Origin of the sequence: Devosia sp. (genome assembly GCF_036563435.1) — a bacterium.
Taxonomy (GTDB): domain Bacteria; phylum Pseudomonadota; class Alphaproteobacteria; order Rhizobiales; family Devosiaceae; genus Devosia.
In genome coordinates this window covers 288,293-307,688 of the sequence record NZ_DATCMJ010000015.1, presented here as the reverse complement: position 1 = coordinate 307,688, position 19,396 = coordinate 288,293, and the positions used below count along the sequence as shown (strand labels likewise).

Here is a 19,396-nt window from a genome sequence, read left to right as displayed (position 1 = left end):
TCGAACCGATTTTGACGATGGACGGATCAATTGCGGTGATGGGAAGCTGCCATGCGGAGGGGCAGGCTGGCGGTGCGGAAATCGCGTCACTAGCCTCGTCCGGTCACAAGAGAGGGACTACAATGATCAAGACATTTTTCGCTGCCGTTTCCGCTGTCACACTCCTTTCGGCCCTGCCGGCAATAGCGGCCGAGACGCTGGACGAGACGCCGCGCATTGCAGTGATGTCGGCCTTCGGCCCGGAATGGATTGAGCTGCAGGCAGCGCTCAGCGAACGCGAGGACTACGAAGTCAACGGCACGACCTTTGCCACCGGCCTGATCGAGGGCAAGCCGGTGGTGCTGTTCCTGACGGGCGTCAGCATGGTCAATGCGGCGATGACGTCGCAACTGGTCATCGACCGGTTCAATATTACGTCCATCGTGTTTTCCGGCATTGCGGGAGGTGTCAATCCGGAGCGGCATATCGGCGACGTGATTGTCCCTGCAAAGTGGGCGCAGTATCTGGAGGTGACGCTGGCGCGGGAAACCGGCGAGGGCGAGTTTGCGGTACCCAGCTTTCAGACGGCGCCTTTCCCCAACTATGGCATGATTTTCCCCCAGGAAGTGGAAGTGGCACGCGAGGGCGGTGAGCTCGAGGGCAAGTTCTGGTTCGATGTCGATGCGGACCTGCTGGCGATTGCCGAGAAGGTGGCTGCAGAAGTTGAGCTGGAACATTGCGTCGAGCCAAGCAACTGCCTCACGACCACGCCCTCGATCCATGTCGGCGGCAATGGCGTGTCCGGGGCGGCCTTTGTCGATAATGCCGAGTTCCGGGAATACGCCTTCGAGACGTTCGAGGCGCAGGTGCTCGACATGGAGAGTGCCGCAGTTGCCCATGTCGCTTATGCCAACGGCGTGCCGTTTATCGCCTTCCGCTCGCTGTCGGACCTTGCCGGCGGTGGCGAGGAGGCAAATCAGATGGGCACGTTCATGGGCTTGGCATCGGCCAACTCGGCCGCGGTGGTGACGCGCTTCCTTGCCGAGCTTCCGGCGGAATAGACCAGTGGCCCCTTACCCGTTTAGGTGAGGGGCCTTTCCCATCTCGATCTCGCCCGCCGCCAGCATGCGCAGCGCTTCGGGATAGATCCGATGCTCCTCGACGAGGACACGGGCGGAGAGGGTTTCGGGCGTATCGCCAGGCAGGACGGGAACCTCGGCCTGGAGGATCGGTGCGCCCTCATCGAGGCCGGGCGTCACGAAGTGGACGGTGCAGCCATGGACCTTCACGCCATCGGCAAGGGCCCGTTCGTGGGTATGGAGGCCGCGATAGGCGGGCAGGAGGGACGGGTGGATGTTGATCATCCGTCCTTCCCAGCGGTGGACGAAGTCTTCGCCAAGGATGCGCATGAAACCGGCGAGGCAGACGATCTCGGTGTCCCAGCTCTCGAGCAGCTGCGTCATGACGTCTTCGAACATGTCCCGGCTCGGGAACTTGCTTTGCGCCAGCGACGCGGTGGCGATGCCATGCGACGCGGCGACTGCAAGGCCGGGAGCGGCCGCGCGGTTGGAGAGCACCCCAACGATCTCGGCCGGATAGTCCGGCGCCTTGGCAGCCTCGATCAGCGTCGACATGTTGGAGCCGCGGCCAGAGATCAGGATCGCGACCCGCTTGCGACTCATAGGGCGAGCTTGCCGTCGAACGTCACCGGCTCGCCGGCGCGGGCCGTGAGCTTGCCGACCACTGCCGCGGTCTCGCCGGCCTGGGTGAGGTGTGCAACGAGCGCCTCGGCATCGGCGGGCGCGACGGCGACGAGCATGCCGACGCCGCAGTTGAAGGTGCGCAGCATTTCGCGCTCCTCCATGCCGCCGACCCGGCTTAGCCAGCCGAATACGGGCGGAACGGTGATCGCGGACAGATCCACATGCGCCGCCAGGTGATGGGGGAGGACGCGCGGGATGTTGTCGATGAAGCCGCCGCCGGTGATATGGGCCAGGGCCTTGATCCCGAGGCCGGCTTTGAGCGCGGACAGGAGTGGCTTCACATAGATGCGGGTCGGCGTCAGCAGCGCTTCCGAAAGCGAGCGGCCTGGCTGGAAAGGCGCGTCGTGGTCCCAGGCAAGCCCGCTGAGGTCAACGATCTTGCGGACCAGGGAATAGCCGTTGGAGTGGACGCCCGATGAGGCGATGGCGACCAGGGTGTCGTCCTCGGCAATGTCGGGGCGGGGCAGGAGGGTGCCGCGTTCGGCGGCGCCGACGGCGAAACCGGCCAGGTCGTAGTCCTTGCCGTGGTACATGCCCGGCATTTCGGCTGTTTCGCCGCCAATCAGTGCGCAGCCGGCGATGCGGCAACCTTCGGCGATGCCATCAATGATGGCTGTGCCCTGTTCGACGTCGAGCTTGCCGGTGGCAAAGTAATCGAGAAAGAACAGCGGCTCGGCGCCCTGGACGATGATGTCGTTGACGCACATGGCCACCAGATCCTGGCCGATGGTGGCGTGGTTGCCGGTATCGATGGCGATCTTGAGCTTGGTGCCGACGCCGTCATTGGCAGCCACCAGCACGGGATCATTAAAACCTGCAGCCTTGAGGTCGAAGAGTCCGCCGAATCCACCGATCTCACCATCGGCACCCGGGCGCCTGGTGGAGCGCACCGCCGGCTTGATGGCTTCCACCAGCGCATTGCCGGCATCGATATCGACGCCCGCCTGCTTGTAGGAAAGCCCGTTTGGTGTCAGGTTTTGCGGATCGGACATTGGCCTCAGCACCGTGTGGGGAAAGCGTGCGCAAAGCCTCCACCGGAAGACCAAGGCAGTTGCCAATTCCGGGGCCGGAAGCTAGACGGCCTGATAGCTTCTCCACCACACCGACGCAAGGGCCGGCCAGCACCATGACGCTACGAAATCAAGTGCTGATCTGGATCGGTTTGCTGATCCTCCTTGTCCTGGTGCTGTGGCTGTTCCGTGGCATCCTGCTCCCCTTTGTCGTGGGTGCAGCCCTGGCCTATCTCCTGAACCCGCTGGTCAACCAGCTGCAGCAGTGGCGTTTCAACCGCGCCTGGGCAACGACCGTGGTCCTCCTCGGCGTGATTGCCGTGGTCCTTTCGATCTTCTTCATGTTCGTGCCGCTGATCGGCCAGCAGATCATTGGCCTGATCCGGCGCCTGCCGACCTATGTGGGGGACCTGCAGGCGCTGTTTGCGCGCTGGTCGCCCGAGATCAACGAGTGGCTCGGACCCGAGCGCGCGCAGCAGGTGCAGTCCAGCATCAACGACCTTGCCGGCCAGGCGCTGGGCTTTATCGCCACGATCCCGGGCGAGCTGGTGAATATCGGCATTACCGGTGCCACTATGATCGGCGTCACGGTGCTGACGCCGGTGGTCGCCTTCTACCTGCTGCTGGACTGGGAAAGCATGATCCACGGCATCGACAGCCTGCTGCCCAAGCAGCACAAGGGCGAGATCAAGACCATTCTCAAGGACATTGACAAGTCGATGGCCGGGGTGATCCGGGGGCAAGGCGGCGTCCTGCTGATCGACGCGGCCTTCTATGCCACGGCTCTGAGCCTGGTCGGGCTCAACTTCGGCCTTGTGGTCGGCCTCATGGCAGGTCTGCTCAGCTTCGTGCCCTTTGTCGGCTTTGTGTTCGGCTTCGGCCTTTCGGTCGGCATTGCGCTGGTGCAGTTCTGGCCGAACTGGTGGATGGTTGTCCTTGTCGCTGGCATCTTCCTGTTCTGGCAGTTTGTGGAAGGCAACATCCTTTATCCAAAGCTGGTTGGCTCGGCGATCAGCATCAATCCGGTCTGGATGATGTTCGCGCTCCTGGCTTTGGGTGCCGTGTTCGGTTTCGTCGGGCTGCTTCTAGCGGTGCCGATGGCGGCGATCGCTTCGGTGCTGGTCCGCTATGCCGTCCGCAAATACAAGGAAAGCGCCCTTTATCTGGGGCGCAACGGCTCCGATGGCGCAATCGGCTAAGTCCAGGGCAGAGCTCGACCGTGAACAGCTGACGCTGGAGCTTGGCCATGTGCCGGCGCAGGGTGAAGACGACTTCCTGGTGGGTGAAGGCAATGAACTGGCGCATGGCCGCATCATGGCCTTCCCGCACTGGCCCGATCCGATCACGCTGGTGACTGGCCCGGCAAAGTCAGGGAAGTCGCACCTGGCGCGCATATTCGCCGATCGCAGCGGCGCCCTTTTTGCCGGAATTGACGACCTGGAGGACCTGGCGGCGCATGGCGGCACCGCACCCTTGATCGTTGAGGATGTCGACCAGCGCGCCTACGACGAGGCCGGGCTGTTTCACCTTCTCAACCAATCATTGCGCGAGCTGCGCCCGCTATTGCTGACGGCGCGCGACGACGTTTCCCTTTGGCCGCTGGCGACCGATGACGTCCGTTCCCGCGTACGGCGGGCCACGGCCTTCACCCTGGAACTTACAAGTGACATTCAATTGTCACAGATGTTCGTGAAATTGTTCAGAGATCGCCAGGTGGTGGTCGATCCGAAGATCATCGCGTACCTTGTTGCCCGTATGGAGCGGTCTACCGAGGAGGTGGTGGCCTTGGCCGACCTGATGGACCGCCTGGCGCTTGCCAAGGGCACAGCAATCACCCGCAGCATTGCCGCCGACGCGTTGAACCGCAGACGGTTGGCACGCGGCGAGGCGGGCACCGAACAGGACTGGGACACCGAAGACGATGAATGAAATGGGCGAATTCACCGAAGCCGAGGTTTCGGTTCCCGACACCGAGGCGCTCCGCAAGAGCCCGGCTCGCTTCGTCAATCGGGAGGTGAGCTGGCTCCAGTTCAACATGCGCGTTCTCGAGGAGGCGGGCAACGTCAATCATCCGCTCCTGGAGCGTCTTCGCTTCGTTTCGATCTCGGCGAACAACCTCGACGAGTTCTACATGGTCCGCGTCGCGGGCCTCAAAGGCCAGATGCGCGCTGGCCTTACCAAGCTCAGCGCCGACGGCCTCTCGCCCGCCGAGCAGATGGAAGAGATCGCGACCCTGGCGCAGCATCTGCAGCTCGAGCAGCAGGACCACTGGCAAAGCCTGCGCGAGGAGCTGTTCGCGCAGAATGTGGTGATCCACGAGGCCAATGACCTCACCGCCGATCAGGTCAACTACCTCCAGAAGCTGTTCCGTGAAGAGATCTTCCCGGTCCTGACGCCGATCGCCGTCGATCCTGCTCATCCTTTCCCGTTTATTCCGAACTTAGGCCTGGCGCTGGCATTCGAGCTCAAGCGTCCGGACAGCGACAGCCCGCTGACGGCATTGGTGCGTATTCCCGGCAATCTCGATCGCTTCATCAACCTGCCGGTGAGCCTGGTGTCGGACGGGCGCAGCGAGGTCGTGACCATCGACACGCTGGTCAAGCTGTTCTTCCACAAGATGTTCCCGGGTCATGAAGTTGTCGGATCCGGCGCTTTCCGCATCATTCGCGACAGCGAAATCGAAATCGACGACGAGGCAGCCGACCTCGTAGTGGAGTTTGAAACGGCTCTTCGCCAGCGCCGCCGCGGGCAGGTGATCCGCCTCGAGATCGAATCGTCGATGACGCGCGCGCTCAAGCGACAGATCGGCGAGCAGCTCGGCGTCAAGGAAGGCGACGTTTTCGAGGTGCAGGGCTTCCTCGGCCTCGCGGATGCCCGCAAGGTCTGCGACGTCGATCGTCCGGACCTCAAGTTCCCGCCCTACCATGCGCGCTTCCCCGAACGCATCCGCGACTACAATGGGGACAGCTTCGCCGCCATTCGGGCCAAGGACATCCTGGTCCACCACCCCTTCGAGAGCTTCGACGTGGTGGCGCAGTTCCTGATGCAGGCCGCACGCGACCCCGATGTGGTGGCCATCAAGCAGACGCTTTATCGCACCTCGGCGGACAGCCCTATCATCAAGGCGCTGGTGCTAGCGGCGGAAGCCGGCAAGTCGGTGACGTGCCTGGTGGAACTCAAGGCGCGTTTTGACGAAGAAGCCAATATTCGCTGGGCGCGCGACCTGGAGCGGGCTGGCGCGCAGGTGGTGTTCGGGTTCATCGAGCTCAAGACACATGCCAAGCTCAGCCAGGTGGTGCGGCGCGAAAAAGGCAAGCTGGTGAGCTACTGCCATATCGGCACGGGCAACTACCACCCGATCACTGCCAAGATCTATACCGACCTCAGCTACTTTACCATCGACCCCGCGATCACGCGCGACGTGGCGCGTGTTTTCAATTTCATCACCGGTTATGCCCGCCCGACGGAACTCGAAACCATCGCGGTTTCGCCGGTGAACCTGCGCCAGACCCTGCTCGACAATATAGCGGCGGAGATGGAGTTCGCGCGCCAGGGACAGCCGGCGTCCATTCTTCTGAAGATGAACTCTTTGGTCGACCCGGCCACGATCGATGCGCTCTACGACGCCAGCCAGGCGGGGGTGAAGATCGACCTTATCGTGCGCGGCATCTGCTGCCTACGGCCGGGCATTCCAGGCTTCTCGGAAAATATCCGCGTGAAGTCCGTCGTCGGCCGGTTCCTCGAGCACAGCCGCATCTATTGCTTTGGCAATGGCGAGCCCATGCCGAACGCCCATGCCAAGGTCTACATCTCGTCGGCCGACATCATGGGGCGTAATCTCGACGGCCGCGTTGAGGTCATGGTGCCGATCCTCAACAGGACCGTGCATAAGCAGATCCTTGACCGGATTTTGGTTGCCTATCTGAAAGATAACCAGCAGAGCTGGGAAGTGCTGCCCGATGGCAGTTCGCACCGTCTGCGGGTTGCCGAGGGTGAGGAACCCTTTAACGCGCACGACTATTTCATGACCAACCCTTCGTTGTCCGGTCGAGGCAGCGCCGGTGGTGTTGATGATGAGGCGCTGGCTTGAATTCATTCTGGGGCGTAGACGCCGATCCGACTGCTCAAGGCCGCATCAAGGGCGCACGCCCCGTTGCGGTTCTCGATATCGGATCGAACTCTGTCCGTCTGGTCGTATATGAGCGCCATGCGCGCGCGCTGACACCGCTCTACAACGAAAAGTCCGCCTGCGCCCTTGGGCGCGGTGTCGGTCAGACCGGCCGGCTCGCCGATGCCAACGTGGCGCAGGCGCTCGACGCCATCAAGCGCTTCGCCCTCGTGGTGCAGATGATGCGCGTGGGCAAGGTGCATATCCTGGCGACTTCCGCCGTGCGCGACGCCGCCAACCGGCAAGAATTCGTCGATGCCGTTGAGGCGCTGATGGGCAGCCCGGTCAACGTGCTCAGCGGAGAGCAGGAGGCTCACTTCGCCGCCCTGGGCGCTGTGGCCGGCATTCCCGGCTTTGTCGGCATTGTCGGCGATCTCGGTGGCGGCAGCCTCGAACTCTCGCGCATCAGCAATGGCATCGACACGGAAGGCGTATCGTTCGAACTGGGCGTGATCCGCCTGCAGGACGACAGCAATGGCTCGCCGGTGAAGGCCGCGGCCATCGTGCGGGAGCAACTGACCAAGTCCGGCCTTGGCAAGAGCACCAAGGGTCTGTCCTTCGCTGCGATCGGCGGCACCTGGCGGTCATTGGCCAAGCTGCACCAGATCGTGCGCAGCTATCCGCTCCGCATGGTGCAGCACTATGTGGTGCCGGCAGATGAGATGATCGCCTTTTGCGGCGAGATTGTCGGCGCCAGTTCGCTCAAGGGCTACGAAGGCGCCGAGCATGTCAGTTCCTCGCGCCGGGAACTCGTGCCCTTCGGGGCTGCCGTGATGAGCGAGGTGCTCAAGGGCGGCCAGTTTGCCGATGTCGTGTTTTCGGCGCTTGGCGTGCGCGAAGGCTATCTGCACGGTCTGCTCGACGAGCGGGAACGGGCGATCGACCCGCTTATCCAGGGCGCTGAAGAGCTTTCGGTGCTTCGTTCGCGCTCGCCGGCGCATGCCAATGACCTTATCGAATTCACCGGGCAGTTTTTGAGCGTGTCAGGCACAGCGGAAACCGCGGAAGAAGCGCGCCTGCGCAGTGTCGCTTGCCTTCTGGCCGACATCGGCTGGCGGACCCACCCGGATTATCGCGGGCCGCAGAGCGTAGACGCAGTGGCCTATAGTCCGTTGACCGGGGTCGACCATTCCGGACGCGCCTTCCTCGCCCAAGTTATTGCGGTGCGTTACGACGGACTCAAGAGCAAGACGGCAGCGTCCCTGGCCGGATTGGGTTCTGCGGAGCAAACGGCACGCGCGCGGCTGATCGGTGCCCTGTTCCGCGTGGCCTATCCTATGACGGCGGCCATGCCGGGCATCCTGCCGCGCATCCGCTTCGAGGTCGCTGGTGGCAAACTCGACCTCGTGCTTCCGGGCGACCTGGCCTTCCTCAACGGGGAGCATCTGCGCGGACGGCTCGAGCAGTTCGCAAATCTTGCCGGCTACAAGGCCTCTGCCGTCAGGGTCGAGTAGGCTATTCCGCCGGTACCGTGTCCTTGACGGCGACCTCGACGACGCCCTTGCGGGTGGCGACGAGACCGATGCGACCATGCTTGATGTCGAGCGCCTTTTCCCCGAACAGCTTGCGGCGCCAGCCCTTGAGCGCCGGCACGTCGGCTTCGTCATCGAGCACGAGGGCGTCAATATCGTCCGTGGTCGCCAGGATTCGCGCGGCGACGCCGTGCTGCTCGGCGACGGATTTGAGGAGAACGCGGATGAGGTCGCCCACCGCGCCCTTTGGCGAGGGGCCGCGATAGCGCTCCGGCATGGTGGGCAGCTCGGCCTTGCTCATGGCCTCGACTTCCTTGAGCAGGGTAATGATCTCGGCTGCGGCAGCGCTGCGTCCAAAGCCGCGAGGGACGGCACGGAGCTTTTCAAAAGCATCGGGTGTCAGCGGGCGCTGCTGAGCCAATTCGGATAGAACATCGTCCTTCATGACGCGGCTGCGCGGCTGGTCGCCGTCCTGGGCCCGCTTTTCGCGCCAGGCTGCAAGCTTCTTGAGCGCCGCCAGATCACGCGGACGGTTGATCTTCATCTTAAGCCGTTCCCAGGCCTTTTCCGGCTGGACGACATAGGTATCGATGCTGCGCAGCACGCCCAGTTCGTCTTCCACCCAGTCCCAGCGCTTGGTCGCATCCACCTGCTTGCGCAGCTCGCGATAGATATCGCGCAGGTGAGTCACGTCGGCCAGGGCGTAAAGGCTCTGCTTCTCGGTGAGGGGGCGAGCCGACCAATCGGTGAAGCGCGATGACTTGTCCAGCTCCACATTGGTGATGGCGCGGACCAGGTTGTCATAGGAGACGCTGTCGCCGAAGCCGCAGACGCTGGCAGCAATCTGCGTGTCGAAGATGTTGACCGGCACCTTGCCAGTGAGCTTGACGAATATTTCGATATCCTGCCGCGCGGCGTGGAAGACCTTGGTGATGGCTGGATTGGCCAGCAAGTCGAAAAACGGCGTGAGGTCGAGCCCCGCGGCGAGCGGATCGATCAGCACGGCTTCCTCGTCGGTCGCCGCCTGGATGAGGCACAGTTTGGGCCAGTAGGTCGTTTCGCGCAGGAACTCGGTATCCACCGTCACAAAATCGAACTTTGCAGCGCGCTCGCAAAAAGCTGCAAGCACGTCCGTGGAAACTACGAGGTCCATACCGAGGTCCGTCTCAAATTCGTCAACATTCTTCCTAGCAGGTGCGCCCCTTTCACTCCAGACGGGAATTGGCGAACCTCAAGTGCCGGTTAACTCGTGGGGCGGTTGCTCCACGGGGGCAGGGGCGCTCAACTTGACATTGTGGTACGCTCATGCGCTTTTCCCGCGCAAGATTCCGGCCTTTTCCTAGAGTTTCACCCATGACCTTACATCGCTACCGCTCGCACACCTGCGGTGCTCTTACTGCCAAGGACGCTGGCGAAACCGTCCGCCTGAGCGGTTGGGTTCACCGCATCCGCGATCATGGGGGACTGCTGTTCATCGACCTGCGAGACAATTACGGCGTTACGCAAGCGGTGATCGACCCTGATTCCGCAGCCTTCAGCGATGCGGAGAAGGTGCGTTCCGAATGGGTCATCCGCATCGATGGCGAGGTGAAGCTGCGCGACGCCGCTGCAGTGAACCCGAACCTTGCAACCGGTCAGATCGAGGTCTTCATTCGCGAGATTGAGGTGCTCTCGGTCGCCAAGGAGCTGCCGTTGCCGGTATTCGGCGATCAGGAGTATCCCGAGGACGTGCGCCTGCGTTACCGCTTCCTCGACCTGCGCCGCGACAAGCTGCACGCCAACATCCTCAAGCGCACCAAGATCATCTCGGCCATGCGCGCCGGCATGGGCGGGGCGGGCTTCACCGAGTTCTCGACGCCGATCCTCACCGCATCCTCACCTGAGGGCGCGCGCGACTTCCTGGTGCCGAGCCGTATTCATCCCGGCAAGTTCTTCGCCCTGCCGCAGGCGCCACAGCAGTACAAGCAGCTGCTGATGGTGGCAGGTTTTGACCGCTACTTCCAGGTCGCACCCTGCTTCCGTGACGAAGATCCGCGTGCCGATCGCCTCCCGGGCGAGTTCTACCAGCTCGACCTCGAAATGAGCTTCGTCACCCAGGAGGAAGTCTGGGAGACGGTCGAGCCGGTGATGACATCCGTCTTCGAGCAGTTTGCCGATGGCAAACGGGTCACCAAGAACTGGCCGCGCATTCCCTATGACACGGCGATCCGCAAGTACGGTTCGGACAAGCCGGACCTGCGCAACCCCATCGAGATGGTCGCCGTCACCGAGCATTTCGCCGGTTCGGGCTTCAAGGTCTTCGCCAACCAGATCGAGGCCGATTCCAAGGTTGAAGTCTGGGCGGTGCCGGCCAAGAACAAGGCTGGTGCCGAGCCGATCGGCCGCGCCTTCTGCGATCGCATGAATGCCTGGGCACAGGGCGAAGGCCAGCCGGGCTTGGGCTACATCTTCTTCAAGGACGGTCAGGGCTCGGGCCCCATTGCCAAGAATATTGGCGAAGAGCGCACGGCAGCCCTCAAGACCCAACTCGGTTTAACCGATGGCGATGCCGTGTTCTTCGTCGCCGGCCGGCCGGAGAAGTTCTACAAGTTTGCCGGCGAGGCACGGAACAAGGTTGGCAATGATTTGGGTGTGGTCGATACCGAGCAGTTCGCGCTGTGCTGGATTGTCGACTTCCCGTTCTACGAATGGAGCGAGGAAGAAAAGCGTGTCGACTTTGCGCACAACCCGTTCTCGATGCCGCAGGGCGGGATCGAGGCGCTGAACTCGGCCGATCCGCTGTCGCTGAAGGCTTACCAGTACGACGCTGTTTGCAACGGCTTCGAGATTGCCTCTGGTTCGATCCGGAACCAGGAGCCCGAGACTATGGTCAAGGCCTTTGAGCTCACGGGCAAGTCGCGCCAGGAAGTGGAAGAGCAGTTCGGCGGCCTCTACCGCGCGTTCCAATACGGCGCTCCGCCGCATGGTGGCGCCGCCTTTGGCATCGACCGCATCGTGATGCTCCTGTGCGGCGTGCAGAACCTGCGTGAGATCACGGCCTTCCCGATGAACCAGCAGGCCGAAGACCTCCTGATGGGCGCTCCGAGTCCTGCAGACAACAAGCAGCTGCGCGAGCTCAGCATCCGCCTCAACGTCCAGTCCTAAGCCACTGATTCGATGGCAGCTCCTGTGAGCTGCCATCAGGTGCGCTCGTGCTGGCCCGGAACATTGGTAGGCCGCCAGTCGCGGCAGCGGAAACACAGTTCCACGACATTGCTCGCCTTAAGCTTGGCCATGATGTGCAGCCGGTGCACCTCGACGGTTCGCACCGAGATGCCAAGTGCTTCGCCGATTCGCCTGTTGGTGCGTCCGGCAAGGATCAGAGCCAGCACCTCTTGTTCGCGAGGCGTCAAGCTCTCTATGGGGCTGCGCTGTTGGTCAACCGGCAAGTCCATGCGCGAAGTCTAGCGCGCATGCGCGAGGTTCCTATCGTTGATTTTACGTAGTTAGTGCGGAAGAGGGTGCCGGCAGAGAGGCCTGGGCCCGCTGTTAAGCCCAACTTAAAGCCGACGGGGTAGAGGTGGAGATCACTGCCGCCCGGATTCGCGTCTTGAAGTCGAAGTATTCCCACCTTCTTACCCTGGTTGGCGCGCTCCTCGCATTTACGCCCATCGTGGCGGTGGATTACCTGCTCGACACCTATGTGCGGGGCCGGGAAAAGGACGCAGCGGAGCACTATGCGCGATCCGTGGCCACCCAGATCGAGATCGGCGCAAACGACGCTATCGCTTCACTGCAGCGCATCCTTGCCACCAGCCCATCACTTTGTACGCCGACCTTTGTCGCGTTGGTGCAGCAGGAAATCCAGAACAGCCTCAATATGAAGCAGGTGCTGGTGGAGAATGCAGATGGTGTTCAGTACTGTGATGCCTTTGGCGGCAATGTTGCCTATTCGCTGCTGTCTCCGTCGCTTCCGATTCCCGGACAGGTACCGACGCTGGCGATCGCCAAGTTCGGGCAACTCTCCATGGCGACGATCAAGGTTACCCAGACTGCTGGTGAGACCCGCCTTGTCTCAGCCTTTGTTCCGCTCGTCGGAAATACCAGCCTTGGAATAGCCAAAGGTCTAGCTTTGCCAGCCATGCTGAGAGTGCAGCTTACAAACGCCACCACCGTGCTCGAGGTGGGCGACACATCGGCCTTCGAGCGGCGCAGTGCTGGCGACGAGTATATCTATGCGCAGGCCTTGGCGGGCGAACTGCCCCTGCGGGTGGAATATGCCATTCCCTTTAGCGCAGTGCGCGCAGGTTACGCCGATCTAGACATCGGCTGCACGATGCTGGCTGGCCTCATGAGTGCGGCGTTCCTCATCCTGGCACTGAACTATGTGCGCCGCTCCCGCGTGCCTGCTTTCGATCTCGAACGGGCCGTGGCGCGTGGTGAGATCAAGCCCTATTACCAGCCGGTGATCAACCTGCGCACGGGCGAGCTCATGGGTTGCGAGGTACTCTGCCGGTGGGAGAAGAAGAACGGTCAGGTTGTGCCGCCGGGTGCCTTCATCGACTATGCGGAGGAAACCGGTCTCGCCATCCCCATGACACTGTCGCTGATGCAACAAGTCAAGTTCGACCTGGGCGATCTCAGCGAGATCATGCCCAACCTCAAGATCTCCATCAACCTCTTCGAAGGCCATTTCCGCGACGGCGGTATCGTGGAGGACGTGCAGGCGATCTTTGGCAATTCCAAGATCGACCTGCGCCAGCTGGTGTTCGAGATTACTGAGCGGCATCCTCTCGGTAACTCGGCCGTGGCCGGCAGCGTCATCGCGGGGCTGCATGCCCTGGGCTGCAAGCTGGCACTCGACGATGCCGGCACCGGCCACTCCAACCTTGCCTATATCGGTACGCTTGGTTGCGATGTCATAAAAATCGACCGTATCTTCGTCGACATGGTCAAGCCGGGAACGGCGCAGGTGCCGGTGCTGGATGCGCTCATTGCCATGGCAACTGACCTTGACTGCGAGATTGTCGCCGAGGGCGTCGAGACGGAGGAGCAGGCCCTCTATCTGCGGGCGCGCGGTGTCATTCAGGCGCAGGGGTTCATCTTCGCGCCGGCACTCAAAGTCGGCGCGTTCCGTGACCTGGCGATGGCATTGCACGCGACCTACCAAGCGTCCGGCGGCCAGCAGCTTCCCGTCGCCGACGCCGCCTGAGCCATTCTGCAACTTTAGTTGCATGCAGGGCCCGACTTAGAGCCTTTTCATTGCTTTGGTTTGGTGGCACCTACGGCCGCAGACAACAGCCGGCGTTTAGGCGCTGCGGGCAAGGAGGATTGTGTGACCACCGATGCAAACGAACAGCGCAGGGCCCTGCGCGAGGCGGCATTGCACTTCCACGAATTTCCCAAGCCCGGGAAGCTCGAGATCCAGCCGACGAAGCCTCTTGGCAACCAGCGTGACTTGGCACTTGCTTACTCCCCTGGCGTAGCGGCGCCATGTGAAGAGATCGCGGAAAACCCCGAAAGCGTCTCGCGCTTTACCTCGCGCCAAAACCTCGTAGCCGTCATCTCCAACGGCACTGCCGTTCTAGGCCTCGGCAATATCGGGGCGCTGGCCAGCAAGCCGGTGATGGAAGGCAAGGCGGTCCTTTTCAAGAAGTTCGCCGGTATCGACGTTTTCGACCTCGAGATCGACGAGCTTGAGCCGCGCAAGTTCATCGATGCGGTCGCGCCGCTTTGGCCGACTTTCGGCGGCATCAACCTGGAAGACATCCGCGCGCCCGATTGCTTCGAGATCGAGGAAGCGCTGCGTGAGCGGATGCCGATCCCAGTCTTCCATGACGACCAGCATGGCACGGCGATCATCGTGGGCGCGGCCGTGCTCAACGGGCTCGAGCTCAAGGGCAAGCGCATCGAGGACGTCAAGATCTGCGCCTCGGGGGCAGGGGCTGCAGCCATTGCCTGCCTCAACGTGCTGGTAGCCTTGGGTGCCCGGTACGAGAACATCTGGGTGGCAGACAAGGACGGTCTGGTGACTCACAAGCGCAACGACGTCAACGACAAGTGGCGGGGGCAGTATCGCCGCGAGAGCGATGCCACGACGCTTGCTGAAATCATCGAGGGCGCCGACATCTTCCTCGGGCTGTCCGCTGCCGGGGCATTGCAGCCGGAGATGCTGGCCAAGATGGCGCCCAAGCCGCTGATCCTCGCGCTAGCCAATCCCAACCCGGAAATCACGCCCGAACTGGCCAAGGCCACACGGCCCGATGCAATGATCTGCACCGGCCGCTCGGACTACCCCAACCAGGTCAACAACGTCCTCTGCTTCCCTTTCATCTTCCGCGGTGCGTTGGACGTCAACGCGACCACGATCAACGAGGAGATGAAGCTGGCGGCCGTCCGGGCCATTGCCAAGCTGGCGCATGAGCCGGGCCTTGAAGTGTCGCCCTCGGGCGCACCTGCCGTCTACGGTCCAGACCACATCATCCCCAACCCGTTCGACCAGCGCCTGATCCTGCGCATTGCGCCGGCCGTAGCGCGCGCCGCGATGGAATCGGGCGTGGCCAAGAAGCCGATCACCGATTGGGCGGCCTATCAGGATAGCCTGAACCGCTTCGTGTTCCGCTCTGGCCTGGTGATGAAACCGATCATCGACCGGGCGCAGGGGCAGAACAAGCGCATAGCCTTTGCCGACGGCGAAGACGAGCGCGTGCTGCGCGCGACTCAGGTTCTGCTCGAGGAACGGATTGCCCGCCCAATCCTGATCGGGCGTCCGGCCGTGATTGAGTCGCGCATCGAGCGCTTCGGCCTCAATCTCCAGCCGGGTGTCGACTTTGAAGTCATCAACCCCGAAGACGATCCGCGCTACCGCGACTACGTTTCGCTGTTCCATTCCCTGGTCGGGCGCAATGGGGTCACGCCGGACACGGCACGGCAGGTGGTGCGCACCAATACGACGGTGATCGGTGCCCTGGCCGTGAAGCGCGGAGAGGCCGACGGGCTGATCTGTGGCCTACAGGGCCGCTACATCAAGCACGTGCGCGATATCCGTTCGATCATCGGGCTGCAGGAGGGCGTTGCCGACGTCTCCGCACTCTCCATGCTGATCATGCCGCGCGGGGCGTTCTTCCTCGCCGACACCTACGTGAACCCCGACCCGACGGCGGACGAAATCGTTGGTATCGCGCTCCAGGCGCGCAATCACCTCAAGCGCTTCAACATCGAGGCCAAGGTGGCGCTCTTGAGCTATTCCAACTTCGGTTCACGCGACGGCGACAGCGCCTACAAGATGCGTGAGGCCTATAACAGGCTCAAGGCCGTGGCACCGGACCTGATCGTCGAAGGCGAAATGCAGGGTGACCTGGCGCTCAACGAGACGTTGCGCGAGCGCTATATTCCCGACAGCGTGCTGGGCGGCGAAGCCAACCTCCTGATCTTCCCGAACCTCGATGCCGCCAACCTCTCCATGACGCTGCTCAAGGAAATGAACAATGCGCTGGCGGTCGGTCCCATCCTGATGGGTCCAAAGGCGCCGGCACATATCCTGGCGCCGTCGGTGACCAGCCGGGGCATCGTCAACATGGCTGCCATCGCCGCCACCGAAGCCATTGGAGCCGATCTATGATCCGCCACACTGTCGTGTTCACGCTGAAGCACGTGGCCGACTCTGCTGAAGAGGCCGACTTTCTCCGACAGGCGAAGGTGCTGGCCACTATTCCCGGTGTCGAGAAGTTCGAGCAGTTGCGGCAGGTCAGCCCGAAGAACGACTTTGCGTTCGGGTTCTCCATGGAGTTCGCCGATGAAGCGGCCTATTCCGGCTATAACGAACATCCCGCACATGTCGCATTTGTGCGGGATCGCTGGGTGCCAGAAGTGGAGCGGTTCCTCGAGATCGACTACGAACCCTTGTCAGGCTGAGCGGCATTTCAAAGCGGGCGATAGCGAGGGCACCTCAACCGCGTCTTAACCCCTTGTCATCCATAGTAAGGCGGTTCAGTTCTGGTTCGCCAATGCCCACCCGTCTTAAACGTCCTGCTATCTGGCGCCCGCTGGCGCTGACCGTGGCATTGCTGGGTTTCCAAGGCTATCTCGGCTTTTCCGCCATTGGCGGGCAGTTCGGCTGGGAAAATCGCGCGCAGATCCTGCTCGATATCGACCAGCTCAAGGCTCGCTCCGCTGCGCTCCAGGCTGAAATCGACGTCTACAAACACCGCGCCACGCTGATGGACACGCGCCGTCTTGACCCCGACATCGTCACTGAACGGGCGCGGGCGCTGCTCAACATGGCAAATGCGGACGACATCATCGTCATGGTCGATCCGCAGAGCGGTAAACCGCTTTCTGGTAAATTCGACGAATTAGCCGCAGATCAGTTAAGCAACATTGTTGCTGCTGATTCAATCCTTTAGCCTAGTTCTCGCTTCAGCCCGAGGCATTGCGTTCCAGCATTGCCTTGCACTATGATGCCCATATGTGGCCAGATCGGGCCAGGCAGCAAATCCATTTCGATGCGGAGCGTTCTCCATGGCACGTAAGGCTGTGGCCCTTGAGGCCAACCTGAAATCCAACGTCCCTCAATTCACCAAGGAACAGGATCTCGAAGCCTATCGCGAAATGCTGCTGATCCGGCGCTTCGAGGAAAAGGCCGGCCAGATGTATGGCATGGGGCTGATTGGCGGCTTCTGCCACCTCTATATCGGCCAGGAAGCCGTCGTCACCGGCATCACCATGGCGTCGGAAAAGGGCAAGGACGCCCAGATCACCGGCTATCGCGACCACGGCCATATGCTGGTCATGGGTCTAGATCCCAAGGGTGTGATGGCCGAACTCACCGGTCGGCAGGGCGGCCTGTCGAAAGGCAAGGGTGGCTCGATGCACATGTTCTCAAACGAGCACCGCTTCTATGGCGGCAACGGCATTGTGGGTGCGCAAGCCTCGCTGGGTACCGGTCTCGCCTTCGCCTCCAAATACAAGGGCGACGGCTCCGTCTCCATTGCCTATTTCGGCGACGGTGCGGCGAACCAGGGCCAGGTCTATGAGAGCTTCAACATGGCCAAGCTCTGGAACCTTCCGGTGGTCTACATCATCGAGAACAACAAATACGCCATGGGCACCTCGATCGAGCGCGCTGCGGCCACGACCGACTTCTCCATGCGCGGCGCCTCGTTCGACATTCCGGGCGAGCAGGTCGACGGCATGGACGTCCGCATGGTCTATGATGCGGCGCAGCGCGCCATTGAACATGCACGCTCCGGCAAGGGCCCGTATATCCTTGAAATGCTGACCTACCGCTATCGCGGCCACTCCATGTCCGATCCGGCCAAGTACCGCACCAAGGACGAAGTGACCAAGTATCGCCAGGAGCGCGACCCGATCGAGCAGGTCCGCACGCGGCTGATCGAAGGTGGTTTTCAGACCGAGGAAGACCTCAAGAAGATCGAAAACGAGATTCGCGCCATCGTCACCGAGGCCGCAGACTTCGCCACCAACGATCCCGAGCCCGCGCCGTCGGAGCTCTGGACCGACATCACCATCGAGGCGTGAGGTCCGGTTCCCCGGACGCTTTCGACGAATAGTTGAGTTTCGCCGTGCGGCCCAAGGGCCCGGCGTCATAGAATTGGAGAGCTAGATGCCCCAGATCCTCATGCCCGCCCTCTCGCCCACGATGGAAGAGGGGAAGTTGGCCAAGTGGCTGGTCAAGGTTGGCGATACCGTCAAGTCCGGCGACGTGCTGGCGGAGATCGAAACCGACAAGGCGACGATGGAAGTCGAATCGGTCGATGAAGGCGTCGTCCAGTCGCTGATGATCGAGGAAGGCACGGAGGGTGTGAAGGTCAATACGCCCATCGCGCTAATCCTGGGCGCCGATGAAGAACTCGGCGAAGCCAAGGAGTCGGCGGCGCAGGCGACATCATCCGATCCGGAAGGCCAGTCGGCAGCGCCGGGAACGACCGGTGTGCCGGCTGAGGCCAAATCGGCCGAAGCGCCCAAGTTCCTTGCCCAGAGCGATCCCGATCTGCCCGAAGGCGTCGAAATGGTCGAGATGACCGTCCGCCAGGCGCTCAACGAAGCCATGGCCGAAGAGCTGCGCCGCGACAAGGACGTCTTCATCATGGGCGAGGAAGTCGCCCAGTATCAGGGCGCCTACAAGATCACCCAGAACCTGCTGGAAGAGTTCGGGCCTGAGCGCGTGATCGATACGCCGATCACCGAGCACGGCTTTGCTGGTCTCGCCGTTGGCGCGGCCTTTGCTGGCCTCAAGCCCGTCGTGGAATTCATGACCTGGAACTTCGCCATGCAGGCGATCGATCAGATCATCAACTCGGCCGCCAAGCAGCTCTATATGTCCGGCGGCCAGGTGACGGCGCCCATGGTGTTCCGCGGCCCCAACGGCCCGGCGGCCCGCGTCGGCGCGCAGCACAGCCAGGACTTTTCCGCCTGGTATGCCCATGTTCCGGGCCTCACCGTGATCGCGCCCTATAGCGCCGCTGATGCCAAGGGCCTGCTGAAGGCCGCCATCCGTTCGCCCAACCCCATCGTCTTCCTCGAAAACGAAATCCTCTATGGCTCCACTGGGATGGTGCCGAAGATGGACGACTTCGTGCTGCCGATTGGCAAGGCCCGTGTGGCGCGCGAGGGGAAGGACGTCACCATCGTCTCCTTCTCCATGGGTATGCGCTACGCCACCCAGGCGACCGAGAAGCTCGTTGCCGCCGGCGTCGACGTCGAACTGATCGATCTGCGCACGCTGCGCCCGCTCGACAGCGACACCGTCATCGAATCGGTCAAGAAGACCGGCCGCCTTGTCACCGTGGAAGAAGGCTGGCCGCAGGGCGGCATCGGCGCCGAAATCTCGGCGCGTGTCATGGAACAGGCGTTCGACTATCTCGATGCTCCGGTGATGCGCGTCACCGGCAAGGACGTCCCCATGCCCTATGCCGCCAACCTCGAAAAGCTGGCGCTGCCCAACGTTGATGAAGTGATCGCGGCCGTGAATGCCGTGACCTATCGCTCGTAAGGAGTTCCCGG

General features: G+C 62.3%; 16 protein-coding genes. 12 read left to right on the top strand and 4 right to left on the bottom strand.

Going from position 1 to position 19,396, the window contains the following annotated elements:
- Positions 1-122: 122 nt before the first annotated feature.
- Positions 123-1,040 carry a 5'-methylthioadenosine/S-adenosylhomocysteine nucleosidase gene (locus tag VIL88_RS12265; protein WP_331989211.1) on the top strand — a complete coding sequence of 306 codons (918 nt, stop codon included), beginning with the start codon at positions 123-125 and terminating at the stop codon, positions 1,038-1,040.
- A gap of 12 nt (positions 1,041-1,052) precedes the next feature.
- Here the strand turns inward: VIL88_RS12265 and purN are convergent, their stop codons facing one another.
- Positions 1,053-1,661, bottom strand: coding sequence for a phosphoribosylglycinamide formyltransferase (purN, locus tag VIL88_RS12260; RefSeq protein WP_331989209.1), 609 nt, complete (start codon positions 1,659-1,661; stop codon positions 1,053-1,055).
- A complete protein-coding gene (gene purM / locus VIL88_RS12255; RefSeq protein ID WP_331989207.1) occupies positions 1,658-2,734 on the bottom strand; it encodes a phosphoribosylformylglycinamidine cyclo-ligase in 1,077 nt (358 codons plus the stop codon). Before purM ends, purN begins: the two co-directional genes overlap by 4 nt.
- 134 nt (positions 2,735-2,868) lie before the next feature.
- Between purM and VIL88_RS12250 the strand changes: the two genes are divergently transcribed.
- The 4 genes from VIL88_RS12250 to VIL88_RS12235 are packed head-to-tail and all read left to right on the top strand — an operon-like array spanning position 2,869 to position 8,374.
- Positions 2,869-3,951 (top strand): AI-2E family transporter, encoded by a 1,083-nt coding sequence (locus tag VIL88_RS12250; RefSeq protein ID WP_331989205.1) that lies wholly within the window; start codon positions 2,869-2,871, stop codon positions 3,949-3,951.
- Complete coding sequence (locus VIL88_RS12245) at positions 3,935-4,681, top strand: hypothetical protein (RefSeq protein WP_331989203.1); 747 nt, start codon at positions 3,935-3,937, stop codon at positions 4,679-4,681. Before VIL88_RS12250 ends, VIL88_RS12245 begins: the two co-directional genes overlap by 17 nt.
- The gene (locus VIL88_RS12240; RefSeq protein WP_414650135.1) at positions 4,674-6,842 is read left to right on the top strand and encodes an RNA degradosome polyphosphate kinase; all 2,169 of its coding nucleotides are present in this window, start codon (positions 4,674-4,676) and stop codon (positions 6,840-6,842) included. The genes VIL88_RS12245 and VIL88_RS12240 overlap by 8 nt, the downstream gene beginning before the upstream one ends.
- Complete coding sequence (locus tag VIL88_RS12235; RefSeq protein ID WP_331989199.1) at positions 6,839-8,374, top strand: Ppx/GppA phosphatase family protein; 1,536 nt, start codon at positions 6,839-6,841, stop codon at positions 8,372-8,374. The genes VIL88_RS12240 and VIL88_RS12235 overlap by 4 nt, the downstream gene beginning before the upstream one ends.
- A gap of 1 nt (position 8,375) precedes the next feature.
- Here the strand turns inward: VIL88_RS12235 and rnd are convergent, their stop codons facing one another.
- Entirely contained in the window at positions 8,376-9,545 is a 1,170-nt protein-coding gene (gene rnd, locus VIL88_RS12230) for a ribonuclease D (RefSeq protein WP_331989197.1), read from the bottom strand.
- Between the two features lie 200 nt (positions 9,546-9,745).
- Between rnd and aspS the strand changes: the two genes are divergently transcribed.
- Positions 9,746-11,536, top strand: coding sequence for an aspartate--tRNA ligase (gene aspS / locus VIL88_RS12225; RefSeq protein ID WP_331989195.1), 1,791 nt, complete (start codon positions 9,746-9,748; stop codon positions 11,534-11,536).
- A 35-nt stretch (positions 11,537-11,571) separates the two neighbouring features.
- Here the strand turns inward: aspS and VIL88_RS12220 are convergent, their stop codons facing one another.
- On the bottom strand, positions 11,572-11,826 hold the full coding sequence (locus tag VIL88_RS12220) for a response regulator transcription factor (RefSeq protein WP_331989193.1): 255 nt from the start codon (positions 11,824-11,826) through the stop codon (positions 11,572-11,574).
- Between the two features lie 155 nt (positions 11,827-11,981).
- On the opposite strand from VIL88_RS12220, the gene VIL88_RS12215 reads away from it, so the two are divergent.
- From VIL88_RS12215 to VIL88_RS12190, 6 genes are all read left to right on the top strand, one after another.
- Positions 11,982-13,583: an EAL domain-containing protein gene (locus VIL88_RS12215; RefSeq protein WP_331989191.1), complete on the top strand. Its 1,602-nt coding sequence runs from the start codon at positions 11,982-11,984 to the stop codon at positions 13,581-13,583.
- Positions 13,584-13,706: 123 nt separating this feature from the next.
- Positions 13,707-15,992, top strand: a complete 2,286-nt coding sequence (locus tag VIL88_RS12210) for an NADP-dependent malic enzyme (RefSeq protein WP_331989189.1) — start codon at positions 13,707-13,709, stop codon at positions 15,990-15,992.
- On the top strand, positions 15,989-16,285 hold the full coding sequence (locus VIL88_RS12205; RefSeq protein ID WP_331989187.1) for a Dabb family protein: 297 nt from the start codon (positions 15,989-15,991) through the stop codon (positions 16,283-16,285). The genes VIL88_RS12210 and VIL88_RS12205 overlap by 4 nt, the downstream gene beginning before the upstream one ends.
- Positions 16,286-16,377: 92 nt before the next feature.
- Positions 16,378-16,776, top strand: a complete 399-nt coding sequence (locus VIL88_RS12200) for an FtsB family cell division protein (RefSeq protein WP_331989185.1) — start codon at positions 16,378-16,380, stop codon at positions 16,774-16,776.
- 115 nt (positions 16,777-16,891) lie between these two features.
- The gene (gene pdhA / locus VIL88_RS12195; protein ID WP_331989183.1) at positions 16,892-17,911 is read left to right on the top strand and encodes a pyruvate dehydrogenase (acetyl-transferring) E1 component subunit alpha; all 1,020 of its coding nucleotides are present in this window, start codon (positions 16,892-16,894) and stop codon (positions 17,909-17,911) included.
- A gap of 85 nt (positions 17,912-17,996) precedes the next feature.
- On the top strand, positions 17,997-19,385 hold the full coding sequence (locus tag VIL88_RS12190) for a pyruvate dehydrogenase complex E1 component subunit beta (protein WP_331989181.1): 1,389 nt from the start codon (positions 17,997-17,999) through the stop codon (positions 19,383-19,385).
- Positions 19,386-19,396 lie beyond the last annotated feature (11 nt).